The 12,666-nt window shown below is 41.2% G+C and carries 10 protein-coding genes; 6 read left to right on the top strand and 4 right to left on the bottom strand.

Going from position 1 to position 12,666, the window contains the following annotated elements; translation table 11 throughout:
* Positions 1–4: 4 nt before the first annotated feature.
* Positions 5–1,126 (bottom strand): glycosyltransferase family 4 protein, encoded by a 1,122-nt coding sequence (locus A3GI_RS0108270; protein ID WP_018360987.1) that lies wholly within the window; start codon positions 1,124–1,126, stop codon positions 5–7.
* A 110-nt stretch (positions 1,127–1,236) separates the two neighbouring features.
* On the opposite strand from A3GI_RS0108270, the gene A3GI_RS0108265 reads away from it, so the two are divergent.
* From A3GI_RS0108265 to A3GI_RS0108245, 5 genes are all read left to right on the top strand, one after another.
* Positions 1,237–2,037, top strand: a complete 801-nt coding sequence (locus tag A3GI_RS0108265; RefSeq protein ID WP_025079464.1) for a polysaccharide deacetylase family protein — start codon at positions 1,237–1,239, stop codon at positions 2,035–2,037.
* Complete coding sequence (locus A3GI_RS0108260; RefSeq protein WP_018360985.1) at positions 2,034–2,987, top strand: glycosyltransferase family 2 protein; 954 nt, start codon at positions 2,034–2,036, stop codon at positions 2,985–2,987. The genes A3GI_RS0108265 and A3GI_RS0108260 overlap by 4 nt, the downstream gene beginning before the upstream one ends.
* A gap of 88 nt (positions 2,988–3,075) precedes the next feature.
* A complete protein-coding gene (locus A3GI_RS0108255; RefSeq protein WP_018360984.1) occupies positions 3,076–4,260 on the top strand; it encodes a glycosyltransferase family 87 protein in 1,185 nt (394 codons plus the stop codon).
* Complete coding sequence (locus A3GI_RS0108250; RefSeq protein ID WP_018360983.1) at positions 4,247–4,639, top strand: GtrA family protein; 393 nt, start codon at positions 4,247–4,249, stop codon at positions 4,637–4,639. Before A3GI_RS0108255 ends, A3GI_RS0108250 begins: the two co-directional genes overlap by 14 nt.
* 69 nt (positions 4,640–4,708) lie before the next feature.
* Positions 4,709–5,926: a hypothetical protein gene (locus A3GI_RS0108245; RefSeq protein WP_018360982.1), complete on the top strand. Its 1,218-nt coding sequence runs from the start codon at positions 4,709–4,711 to the stop codon at positions 5,924–5,926.
* Positions 5,927–5,983: 57 nt separating this feature from the next.
* Here the strand turns inward: A3GI_RS0108245 and A3GI_RS0108240 are convergent, their stop codons facing one another.
* Genes A3GI_RS0108240 through A3GI_RS0108230 form a run of 3 tightly spaced genes read right to left on the bottom strand, consistent with a single transcriptional unit; the run spans position 5,984 to position 11,720 of the window.
* A complete protein-coding gene (locus A3GI_RS0108240) occupies positions 5,984–8,746 on the bottom strand; it encodes a dipeptidyl-peptidase 3 family protein (protein ID WP_025079465.1) in 2,763 nt (920 codons plus the stop codon).
* Positions 8,747–8,756: 10 nt separating this feature from the next.
* Positions 8,757–10,787 carry an excinuclease ABC subunit UvrB gene (gene uvrB / locus A3GI_RS0108235; RefSeq protein WP_018360980.1) on the bottom strand — a complete coding sequence of 677 codons (2,031 nt, stop codon included), beginning with the start codon at positions 10,785–10,787 and terminating at the stop codon, positions 8,757–8,759.
* Between the two features lie 12 nt (positions 10,788–10,799).
* Positions 10,800–11,720, bottom strand: coding sequence for a mechanosensitive ion channel family protein (locus tag A3GI_RS0108230; RefSeq protein ID WP_162151360.1), 921 nt, complete (start codon positions 11,718–11,720; stop codon positions 10,800–10,802).
* Between the two features lie 145 nt (positions 11,721–11,865).
* Between A3GI_RS0108230 and A3GI_RS0108225 the strand changes: the two genes are divergently transcribed.
* Entirely contained in the window at positions 11,866–12,654 is a 789-nt protein-coding gene (locus A3GI_RS0108225; protein ID WP_162151361.1) for a tetratricopeptide repeat protein, read from the top strand.
* Positions 12,655–12,666 lie beyond the last annotated feature (12 nt).

The raw sequence follows: 12,666 nt of genomic DNA, 5'->3' as shown, positions 1-12,666 counted from the left end.
GGACTTATATCGTCTTTCTATATACGTTCAATAAATCCCGTGTGATAAACTCATCGTCAAATTTTGAAGCATATTTTTTGCCTTCCATAATCATCTGTTGCCTTAATGTCTCATCTGTCAAAGTTTGCCCGATAGCAACAGCCAAAGCTTCCGGATCATTCGGATTTACATAAAGAGAACAGGGGCCTCCGGCCTCTTCCAAACAGGAACCCGTTGCCGCCACAACAGGTACTCCACTCTGTAAAGCCTCCAATACGGGAATACCGAATCCTTCATAAAAAGACGGATAAACAAATGTTGCAGACAACTGATAAAAAGCAGGAAGTTCTTGAGTCGGCACATTATGAAGCAGTTTCACAAGATGCGTCAATCCTTGTGCTTTTACATAAGCTTCTACTTTTTCCGTATATGCCGTTCTCTTACCGATAGCGATTAAAGGTATGGGATTTTTCATCAAAGTCAATGCCTTGACTACGAGTAAAAGATTCTTTCGTTCCTCAATACTGCCAACATAAAGAATAAAACTCTCGGGTAAATGATACTTTGCAATCAACTGCTTTTTCTCAAAATCGGTTGCCTGTTGCTTAAATTCACTATCGCAGCCCTGGTAAACAACATCTATTTTGTTTTCACAAATATGGAAAAATCTTACAATATCTCTTTTGGTACACTCGCTTACAGCTATAATCCGATCTGCATTCCGGCATGCTTTACGGAACTTATAAGCATAGATATGCCGATCTATGTACGGATAATAATGAGGAAAAATTAAAAAGATCAGGTCATGAACAGTTACGATGGTTTTCGTGTTCCCGGCTCTCTTGATATTCAAAGGAAGTTCATTGCTAAGACCATGGAAAAGCGTCACCCCGTCTCGTATAATATCGTCGGTAACTCCCCAAATACGCCACAGAGAACGGCATTTTTTCCAAAAACGACTCTTAGGTGTACATATTTTACCCTTATATTCTGTTTCGGAAAGCATATTACCGGGTTCTTTAGGAGTATAATAAAAATACTCATCACCGGAATTATAAGAAGAGAGCAGCCTTAATATCAATCTGCTGTAATTGCCCAACCCCGTACGATTTTGTGCCGCTCTTTTGGCGTCAAACCCAATTCTCATATTTCATTCTATTACTACCAATTTTGAGCTAAGATATAAAGAATCGCAGGTTCTCGACCGAAAACGAAGTGCTTTTTATTGCTATTTTTGCAAATAATATATTCGCTGATATGATTTTACTCAGTTTTGACATTGAGGAATTCGATGTTCCTCTTGAGCATGATGTCGATATCACAATGGAGCAGCAAATCAGGATATCGGTTCAAGGTACCGAAGCGATACTCGATTGTTTGAGAGAAAAGAAAATCAAAGCCACCTTTTTTTGTACGGCCAATTTTGCGAATCATGCCAAACATATTATTGAACGTATTTTAGAGGAAGGACATGAGCTTGCCTCGCATGGTTATTACCACACGACATTTGAAATACCGGATCTGAAAAAATCCAAAGAAGCATTAGAAGCTCTATCCGGTAGGCAAATAACAGGATACAGGCAAGCCCGAATGATGCCTGTATCAGAGGATGAAATATTCAAAGCCGGTTATAAATACAACTCGTCACTGAATCCCACATTTATTCCGGGCAGATATATGCATCTGAATGCATCACGCACACCGTTTATGAAAGGAAATGTATTGCAAATACCGGCTTCGGTTACTCCCTGGATACGATTTCCTCTTTTTTGGCTCTCCTGTCATAATCTGCCATTCGGACTTTATCGCCGGCTCTGTGCAAGAACACTCAAGCACGATGGTTCCTTAGCCATCTATTTTCACCCTTGGGAGTTTTATCCTCTCCAAAAACACCCGGAATTCAAGTTGCCTTTTATTATTCGTAACCGGTCCGGACAAGGAATGATCGATCGTCTCAACAGACTCACAGACTATTTTATAAAACGGGGAGAACAGTTTATGACTTTCTCCGAATTTGCCGAAAAATGGCTACAATGCCAACAAGGAGGTACAAAATGATCAAACTCGGTATTATTTCTCCGTGTTACAATGAACACGAAGTATTACCTCATTCCATTGAGAAACTTACGTTTCTTCTGAATGAGCTTGTCGCAAAAAACAAAATAACACCGGATAGCTTTATTCTGCTTGTAAATGATGGGAGTATGGATAACACATGGGATATCATCTCTCGTCTACATCAAGAAAATGAATATGTGTACGGCATCAATCTGGCAAGAAATGTGGGGCATCAGAATGCTATCATGGCCGGAATGATGACCGCGAAAAACCAATGCGATGCCGTTATCACCATTGATGTAGATCTGCAGGACGACATCAATGCCATTGAATCCATGGTCGACCGTCAGGCAGAAGGTTATGACATTGTCTATGGCGTGAAAGTATCGCGCACGGGAGATTCTTTTGTAAAACGAAATACAGCTCTGGCTTTTTACAAATTACAAGAAAGCATGGGTATCAAGGCTGTTTATAATCACGCAGATTTCCGTCTGATGAGCCGGAGAGCATTAGAGGCTTTATCGCGTTACGAGGAGCGCAATCTTTATCTGCGCGGTCTCGTTCCCCTTATCGGCTTCAAATCTGCAACGGTAGATGATGTTATCAGCGAACGAGCTGCAGGAAAATCGAAATATACATTCAAGAAAATGTTGACACTGGCTTTAGACGGGATCACCTCTTTTTCCACAAAACCGATCTCACTCATTTTCGGCATCGGGGTTCTCTTTCTAATTGTCAGTATCATTATAGCCGTCTATGTACTGGTATCCTACTGGGAGCATAAAACCGTTCCGGGATGGACCTCTCTGATGCTTTCCGTATGGTTCATCGGCAGTATACTCCTCATGTCTTTGGGTGTTCTCGGGGAGTATATCGGGAAGATTTATACAGAAATAAAGAATCGTCCTTTATACACAATCGAATCCATACTTTGGAAAAAGGACAAATAACCTCCGTGTGTGTTATAATACGAATGTTCGAGTTCTCTCTAAAGGCAAATAAAGCAAATCCGAAAAATCTGCACAAATCCATTCGACTATGATAAATCTGACAAAGCGTACGGTTGCATTCTTCAAGCATCCTTTCTTTAGCGATCCACGCACATTACTCGGTTTATGGCTTCTTTTGCCGGTCGTAGCGGCTTTAACAAAAATGTCGAAGCACAATAACTTCCTGATCTTTAAGTATGTGTATTGGCACACTATTGAGCAGCTTCCTCTTTATTCATTATATCCGGAGCAATATCATGATTGTAATCACTATGGGCCGTTCTTCAGTCTCGTGATTGCACCCTTCGCCCTATTGCCCACTTGGTGGGGACTGCTCTTTTGGCTGATTGCTCTTTCTGTAGCTCTCTACATAGCCATCCGTAAACTCCCTTTGGCAAACAGGCAGCGGATTTTTATTTATTGGTTCTGTGCACACGAACTTCTAACCGCCCTTTTTATGTCTCAATTCAATATTGCCATTGCGGCTATTATCATAGGGGCTTTTTACTGCATAGAAAAGGAAAAAGATTTTTGGGCTGTTTTTCTTATTATGTTAGGCACATTCGTAAAGCTATACGGGATTGTAGGACTGGCATTCTTCTTTTTTTCAAAACATCAAGGAAAGTTTCTGCTATCGCTAATTTTTTGGGGAGGTTTAATGTTTGCAGCCCCCATGCTGATTAGCAGCCCCGAATATATCTTGTCTCAATATGCGGGATGGTGGGAAAGTCTTTCGGAAAAAAGTATCGAAAATTTATTTGCTTCGCATCAAAATATTTCTCTGCTGGGAATGGTCAGAAAGATTTCACACTCCATCGCCTATTCCGATCTTTGGCTTATTGTCGGAGGATTACTTCTGTTTGCCCTGCCATATCTACGTTTTCAACAATACAAATATCTCAATTTCAGATACGCGTTTCTTTCCTCCGTTCTCTTATTTGTCGTACTGTTCAGTTCGGGGAGCGAATCCAGTTCCTATATCATTGCATTTGTCGGGATTGCCTTATGGTACATTTCAGCGCCATGGAAAAGGAATAAATGGGATATTTTCTTGCTGGTTTTTGCTTTTATCCTGACAAGCATGTCACCGTCAGACCTTTTTCCGGCATATATAAGACGTGAATTTGTTCAGCCTTATGCCCTGAAAGCATTTCCTTGCATAATTATCTGGTTCAAACTGTGCTATGAAATGTGCAGAAAAGACTATAAAGGAAAAAGTTATGTTTCTGAATAAAAGAAATATATCGGCCGAATTTATACGTTATTGCATCGTTGGCTCTATCTCTGCAGCTATTCATTATGGCGTTTATCTGTTTTTTGAGCAATTTATCAATGTAAATATTGCTTATACCATAGGGTATATAATCAGTTTTATCGGCAACTTCTTTTTAACATCTTATTTAACGTTTCGTACCAAGCCCTCCATAAAAAAGGCTTTGGGTTTTAGCGGAAGTCATCTGATCAATTATATCAATCACATATTGCTATTTAATCTCTTTCTGTATCTCGGCATATCAACCGAATTAGCTCCCATTTTGGTGTTAATCATAGTCGTTCCGGTTAACTATATTTTGCTGAGATGGATATTCTCAAAAGCAAAATCATTCAAATAACAGAATCGATTCTGTTTTGATACAGTTTTCCGAACTATCTTTATTACCATAAAATATTAATCAAAGACGATGTTTAAGAGATCTTTTATTCTTACGGCCATTTTAACCCTAAGTACGAGCATTTTTTCCGTTACACATGCTCAGCAAAAGGACAGTAAACTTTTTATGGTTAGCGGGTATATACAAACAGATGCGCTTTTTGGCGAAAAAGATGCCAACCACAGCGTGGGAGAATTATATACTCATGATGAAATCAATAAAACCGGTAAATCCTTTTCACGGTTCGGCATCAGGCGCGGTAGAATAAAAGGGACTTTTGCAAAAAAAGACTGGAGTATCATTGCCCAATTGAATATTACGGAAAACAGAGTAGCACCGCATACGATGATGCTTCAGTGGAGTCCGGATAAATGGAAAGGATTCGACATAAGGATCGGCTTGCAAGAAGATGGTTTTGGTTTAGAATCCTCTTTAAGCGGAAAAGATTTATTAGGAGTCGAACGTTCTCAGTATATAACGGATCTGTTTCGCGGAAATATAGATGTTTGCGTTTCTATAAATTATAAACTCAAGAACTTATCGCACTTAAACAATACCGGTTTCAGGTTGGGTTTGATGAGTGGCAACAACGGGGGAAAGATGCGGAAAAACAAACCGGACATCCTTCTTCGCTTAACCACAGGACATCTTTATGAAAATAAAGATCAATGGGAAATCGGCCTTTCGGGGTATTACGGAGATGTTGCACAGAATGACGGTATAGGCTCTGTGGACAGGCAATACATCGGTTCGCACTTCAAGTTGGGCAAGGCGTCTGCATGGGGTTTGACATCGCTGTATGGAGAATGTATTACCGGGAAGCAGCCGGGACAGTTCTTTAACAATACCGTAACAGGTCCGGCGATCAAAGCTTCGGATTATTTTAACCCGAACTATGTTATTTTCTCACGTAAATTCTTAGGGGCTATGGGTGTTCTTACCCACCGGTTTGATAAAATGCCCGTAGAATTGATCGGTAAATACTATTACTATGACCGCAATTTGGATTTATCGGCAAACGAAATTGCAGAACATTTTAAGAACAACGAAAAAACATTCAGCCCTCATAACGAAAACGCCAATCATGTGTGGGGAGCCGGAGCCACTTATATAGGAATGAACAATGCTCTGCGAATTACGGCATATTACGAATGGATGAGACACGAACTTATTCCGAATAAACAATCTCGATACAGTTCAAAATTGAATGACAATCTGATGACAATCAGACTTCAATACTCGTTCTGAAAAAAAGCCTGTGAAACATCTCCACAGGCTTTTACTTTATCGCTGATTTTACTTATACTAATCGACTTGCACATAATCCAAATGGAAGATGATGTCATGATAAAATTCCTTATAGAGATCTGAAGAACTGTCTTTCAAACTCTCTATGATTATTCTTACTCTTTTGGAGTTGTCCCGATTCATCTCTCCGATACGCTTGAGCAGCACGACTGCCATTTGTTGATGCAATGAAGGCAAATTATCCTGTTCGACCGTATCCTTACTTTCTGCCGGTATCAAAATTTGTTTGGTTTCCAGCAGTAATTTCTGCAATATCTCATTTGAAATATGAAGCGATCCGTTAAAAGCAATCCGGGCAAGCAGCATCAAAGCCGTGAGCTTAAGCTCGCTCGGATTGCTCTGTTCATGACCGTCATTCTTTTTATCCATCAGCCATGATATAGCCCAATAAGCGGCATCCGAACATTTGGAAAGCAAATTCATGCACAATTGTTCCCTTAGCTCCGTATGGTAAGATGCTGCGATTGCCATGGATAAAGCTTCCGAGTATCCGAGTTCTTCCGGAGGCATAATCATCGTAGCGATAATACGTAACTCGCGAACTTCCGTATTCCATAAATATCGCGCCAATTCAATTGACGAGGGGGTCTCTTTTGCCAGTCGCAATAAATGTTCCCGTGTCAATCCGAAGTTATACTTATAATCCAACCCTTTTTTGCGCATAGTGGTGGACACGATTCCATCCATCGCCAATCTCAATTTCTTACGCAAAGCATTGGCCTGCGCCATAATACTTTCAGAAGGGTTAAAACTGTCTTGTAGTATTTCGTAGACTGAAACCGGATCAAGAGACAAAAATCCATAACCGGCATCATAGCGTTGCATCTGTTCTTCATAACTTTCCTCATAGCAAACAAGAACATCTGCAATTTCTCCTTCCTGATTTTTGGCAAGGGTATACAGGGGATTTACAAAACCTTTGTATGGAGCGATATTAAGAGTCCAGTATAAATCCAAAACTTTCTTATGGATTTTCTTATCTATTTTAGTACCGTATTTTTCGACCAAATGCATGGCAGCCGGTAAATCTCCTTCACTTTTTATTCGTTGTACTTCAGCCAGCAGTTCTCCTATTATCGGCCTGATTTTCTCGTAATCATTGATTATCAACTCGATGCCATTCAGTTGCATAAGGTTTTTCTTCTCAGCTTTTTCCAGCACATAATTAGCAATTAAAGCCCTGTTTTTCATATGAGCTTCTTCAAGATTGTCACCGAGTTTTATACGCACTAACTGGGTAATGAGTCCGTTTAAGAAATAACGGTAATAACAAGCTTTGTATGCTTCCTGATCAGGCAATAAACCCAGCTGTATCATCTTTTTGTCCGCCATGAAATAAAGAGCGAACAAATCCGCCCTCGCCTCCTCTATGGTAGAAGCACAAACTCCTAAGGCATCAGGATTGGTACCCTCCAATAACCGGCCGGATCCATGCCCCAAACATTCGTGCAGGTCCGTATGCAATCGATCCGTGATATCTCCGTATTTTTCCAAAAGCAAACGACTTTCTTCATCAGGAACGAATAAGCGATCCATGCCATTGGCACGTTTGGCCACGTCATATGCATAATGGATATTTTCGATCGTAACGGATTTCGACCCATATCGAGCTCTTATCCAGTCAGCATTGGGAAGATTGATGCCTATCGGCGTTGCCGGATATGAATCTCCGGCAAGCATGGCCACTGTAACAACGCTGGCAGATATACCCACAGGGTTTTTCTTCTTGAAAAGCGGATCGATGGGGGCATTGTCTTCAAACCATTTAGCATGATTGCTAAGTGTTTTCGTTCGCACGGAGCTTTCCATATCCTTAAAATGTACTAATCCCTCCCAAGATCCTTTCATGCATAAAGGATCACTGTATGTCTCGGTAAAACCGTTGATGAAATCGACACGGCTTTCCGTGTCCTTAACCCACTCTATACAATAGGTATTGTATTCTTTCAGATCTCCGGTCTTATAAAAACGAATCAATGCCTCTAAAGCATTCTTTTGCGTATTCGTCTCGGCATATTCCGCAGCTTTTGTCAGATTATCGACAATATGTCTGATAGCCGGTGCATAAAGCCCCTGAACGGAGTATCTCTGTTCGTAAATCTTCCCCTCTTTATTTCTAGCCAAGCGACTGTTCAGTCCGTAGGATACCGGATATTTACGATCCTCGGAGGCAGCCAGCGTTTTTTGATGGTTGTAAAAATGTTCGACTTCTTCCTGAGAGATTTTCTCATCGTAAAAATTTACCGAAGATTTTTCTATGGCATTTACAGAATCGCTCTGATCGGTCTTTTTTGGGAAAAGGTCAGGCTCAAAAACAATGCTTGTCAAAAGAGCAAGTTCTTTTTCTCCGAACAGATAAAGAAATCCCTCATTCCGCATCCTCTCGACCACTTTTTTGAAATAAGGCTTTGAGAATTTGGGAGTAAACTTATCCGAACTGTAATGATGGTGAATACCCGAAGCAAACCATAAGCCATACGTATATTCCCGAATAGCCAGAAACTCTTCAACCGACCGATCCCCCGGATATTCCTTTAGAATGGTACCGAAAAGTCTACGAAGTCGGAGATTATAACGTCCGTTTTGATCGAAAATAATGTCACGGCCGCATAAAGCCGCTTCATTGAGGTAATAAATGAATTTCTTCTGTTTCAGAGGAAGATTATCAAAACAATCTACATGATACCTTAGTATTTCTATATCTGCAAACCGGGCAACGCTTTCCCCGGCCTTATCGTTTTTTGCTGTTTTACCTGTCATTATAATCGTCTTATTTTCCACTTTCCTGTTTCTTTTCCAATGCAATCAGCTCATCACGCAATCTGGCTGCTTCAATAAAATCGAGTTCCTTGGCTGCTGCAAGCATTCTCTTGCGTGTTTCTTTAATTAAAACATCTACTTTATCCGTTGTCAGATAATCTGTTACCGGATCTGCTGCACGCATACCGGCCGGTTCGATGTACGCCCCCTTCTCGGCAGTTTCCATCTCCACATTATCTCCTTTGAAGATTGCTGCGCTGTTTTTTATAATTTGCTGAGGAGTTATATGGTATTGTTTGTTGTAAGCCATTTGTTTTTCCCTTCGTCTGGCCGTTTCGTCCATCGTTCTCTTCATACTGTCGGTAATCATATCGGCATAGAAAATTACACGCCCATCCACATGCCTGGCTGCACGTCCTGCGGTTTGGGTAAGAGAACGGTGAGATCGTAAAAATCCTTCTTTATCGGCGTCCAGTATCGCCACCAGCGCAACCTCGGGCAAATCCAATCCTTCGCGCAACAAGTTGACACCGATGAGAATATCATAAGCTCCTCTACGCAAATCTTCCATGATACGTACACGCTCCATGGTGTCTACATCGCTATGGATATAACTGCACTTAAACCTGTGCTCGAGCAAATATTTGGAAAGCTCCTCCGCCATACGCTTCGTAAGTGTGGTAACCAGCACGCGTTGCCCTTTGTCTATACACTTCAGTATTTCTTCTTCCAAATCGTCCACCTGATTTACCGTAGGACGAACTTCGATCGGAGGGTCCAATAAACCGGTAGGCCGAATAAGCTGTTCGACTACCACTCCCTCGCTTTTTTCCAATTCGTAGTCGGCAGGCGTAGCACTGATGTAGATGGATTGAGGCGTCATGGACTCAAACTCCGGGAATGTAAGAGGACGGTTATCCAAAGCGGCAGGAAGACGGAACCCGTATTCCACCAAACTCTGTTTGCGGGAACGGTCGCCTCCATACATAGCTCTGATTTGAGGTATGGTTACATGACTTTCATCCACAACCAACAGAAAATCATCCGGGAAATAGTCCAACAGGCAAAAAGGTCTCTCTCCGGCTTTTCTCCCGTCGAAATAGCGGGAATAGTTCTCGATGCCGGAGCAGTACCCCAATTCCTTAATCATTTCCACATCATAGGATACTCGTTCGTATAACCTTTTGGCTTCAAAAGTTTTCCCCAGTTGCTCCAATTCATTGACACGGCTTTCAAGATCCAATTTTATCATATTCACAGCCCATTCCTGCTGCTCTTTTGTAGTAACGAACAAGTTCGCAGGATAAATCTGAAGACTGTTCAGAATAGCATTTTCCCTGCCGGAGTGCGGATCGAATCGAGATATACGCTCTATCTCGTTATCCCAAAACTCGATGCGATATGCAACGCCATCGTATCCTTCAATAGCCGGGAAAACATCCACCGTGTCGCCTTTAACCCTGAAATTCCCGCTATTGAAATCGACTTTGTTATTTACATAGTAACCTTCAACCAACTGCCGGGTAAAGTCCTCTCTATCCATAACCTCTCCGGTCTTAATTCGTATCACCTTTTCGTCATAGGCTTCCGGATTTGCCATACCGTACAGGCAGGAAACGGAGGAAACGACAATCACATCCTTTCTGCCACTCAAAAGAGAAGCAGTGGTTCGCAAACGAAGCTTCTCTATTTCGGCATTAATGGCCATGTCTTTTTCTATATAAGTATCCGTCGTCGCCAAATATGCCTCGGGTTGATAGTAATCGTAATAAGACACGAAATATTCGACTGCATTTTCGGGAAAAAAAGATTTGAATTCGCCATATAGCTGTGCCGCAAGCGTTTTGTTGTGGCTGAGCACTAAAGTCGGCCTTCCCAACTGTGCAATAACATTAGCAACAGTAAATGTTTTGCCGGATCCCGTTACGCCTAATAAGACCTGACTGTCATCTCCGGCCTCAACACCCTTTACCAATGCCTTAATTGCTTCCGGCTGATCGCCGGTAGGCTTAAATCTGGATGTTAAATGAAATTCGGACATCGATCGAATTTGTTATGCTTCTTTATTTTTATCAACGGCATGAACGGTCAGTTGCGGGAAAGGGAATTCGATACCCTGTCTGTTAAATTCGGCATAAACCGTTTTATTCACATCAAAATAGACATTCCACAAATCCGGTGTCTTAGACCAGGCCCTGACAACAATATCGACCGAACTGTCATTTAATTGCTTCAGAGCAATGAAGGGTTCGGGAGTCGTTAAAATACGCTCATCTTTGGCAATAATCCCCGACAGAATTTGCTTTACCTTCTCATAATCTTCATCATAGTTAACAGAGATAATCCACTCGTTACGTCTGAGGTCCTCTTGAGAAAGATTCGAAATAACTCCGCTGCTAAGGGCACCGTTGGGAATATAGATTGTCTTATTGTCCACGGATTTTATAACGGTATGAAACAAAGAAAGTGCCTGAACCGTCCCCTCTACATTTTGTGCAACGATGAAATCTCCAATTGTAAACGGTTTGGTTATTAAAATTATAAATCCGCCGGCCAGATTTTGAAGTTGTCCGCTAAGCCCCATACCGACACCCACACCCAATGAGGCTATAAGCGCTGCAAAAGTTACGGACTTGATCCCGATGATATTTGTCATAACCACGAGAAGGCCGACATAGAGAATAACCCGAATGACATTTTTTAATACACTTTTGAAATTAGGATCTATCCGGGTTCTGTTTATTAACTTCATGAAATACTTGGTGATTACTTTTATCAAGTATTTTCCAATAATAAAGAACAGGAATGCGAGTATGATCTTGATTCCCAAATCAAGAGCTTTGGCACTCCAATTATCTAAAAGAGCATTCATTGAAAAATCAGACCAAATAGAATGAGAAATTACCGATTCCGTGGTCTTGGACAATGTCTCTGTAACTTTAGGCGTTAAAGAAGAAAAGAATACAGACATCATATTCATTTAATTGATTAATTAAGTATCTTTAAATAAACAAACAAAGTTAATTATTATGCAGGCTATACATATATATACATTTAATAAACGAAAATATATCTCATTATGTTTAGCCGTTCTGGCCCTCTTGCTATACGTCTTTCCCGTGGCAGCTCAAACCGACAGTTTACCGATTAAAAAAAGTGAGAATGTTTACTTAAACTTTATTGAAGAAAGCTATAAACTGGGAGAAACGGGTTCATACGAAAAGGCTATCGAGGCTTTGAAGAAAGCCATCGATGCAGAGCCAAAAAATCCGCTCAATGCCGTTCTATTAAATAACATAGCCGGTCTTTATCAGCTACTTGGGCAGAATGAAGAGGCCTTACTGGTGTACGATGCAGCCATCAAAAAACTGCCCAACGATTTAACCATAAGACATAATCGGGCTCTGTTGTTTGCCAAAATGAAAAAAGACAAGCAGGCTCTTACGGATTATTCGATTCTGATCGGTCTGGCACAAAAAAACGAAATTTATCTCTACCAAAGGGCTATGATTTACCTTGCCAATAAAAAATACGATTTGGCCCGTAACGATCTGGAAGAAATCATAAGATTAAACGATTCCTCACTGAAAGCCAGATTGGGATATGCTCTCCTGGAAACTTTGACCGGCAACTTTAATGAAGCCGAAAGGCTTTACGATTATGTCATCGGCAAACTTCCGAACAATGCCGAAGCCATGGCAGGCAGAGCACGACTCTTTTTGGCCAGAAAAATGTACGGGTTCGCCCTGCGGGATATATCCAGAGCTTTTGAAATTTCCGGCAAAGAAGCTACAGCAGATATGTACGTTATCCGGGGAGAAATCAATTTGGCTCTGAAAGACACACGTGCAGCACACGAAGATTTCGTCAAAGCAAAATCATTAGACCCGCAAATCGTTACTCCTTAGCATAACTTCGAT

This window comes from Porphyromonas macacae DSM 20710 = JCM 13914 (genome assembly GCF_000379945.1).
In the GTDB taxonomy this organism is placed as follows: Bacteria; Bacteroidota; Bacteroidia; order Bacteroidales; family Porphyromonadaceae; genus Porphyromonas; species Porphyromonas macacae.
Note: the sequence above shows the minus strand (reverse complement) of the source record. Positions and strands in the feature narration are given on the sequence as shown.

What these genes read in the sequence shown, in the direction of transcription:
- A3GI_RS0108270 (WP_018360987.1), bottom strand. Translation starts at nt 1,126, where the DNA reads ATGAGAATTGGGTTTGACGCCAAAAGAGCGGCACAAAATCGTACGGGG.
- A3GI_RS0108265 (WP_025079464.1), top strand. Translation starts at nt 1,237, where the DNA reads ATGATTTTACTCAGTTTTGACATTGAGGAATTCGATGTTCCTCTTGAG.
- A3GI_RS0108260 (WP_018360985.1), top strand. Translation starts at nt 2,034, where the DNA reads ATGATCAAACTCGGTATTATTTCTCCGTGTTACAATGAACACGAAGTA.
- A3GI_RS0108255 (WP_018360984.1), top strand. Translation starts at nt 3,076, where the DNA reads ATGATAAATCTGACAAAGCGTACGGTTGCATTCTTCAAGCATCCTTTC.
- A3GI_RS0108250 (WP_018360983.1), top strand. Translation starts at nt 4,247, where the DNA reads ATGTTTCTGAATAAAAGAAATATATCGGCCGAATTTATACGTTATTGC.
- A3GI_RS0108245 (WP_018360982.1), top strand. Translation starts at nt 4,709, where the DNA reads ATGTTTAAGAGATCTTTTATTCTTACGGCCATTTTAACCCTAAGTACG.
- A3GI_RS0108240 (WP_025079465.1), bottom strand. Translation starts at nt 8,746, where the DNA reads ATGACAGGTAAAACAGCAAAAAACGATAAGGCCGGGGAAAGCGTTGCC.
- uvrB (WP_018360980.1), bottom strand. Translation starts at nt 10,787, where the DNA reads ATGTCCGAATTTCATTTAACATCCAGATTTAAGCCTACCGGCGATCAG.
- A3GI_RS0108230 (WP_162151360.1), bottom strand. Translation starts at nt 11,720, where the DNA reads ATGATGTCTGTATTCTTTTCTTCTTTAACGCCTAAAGTTACAGAGACA.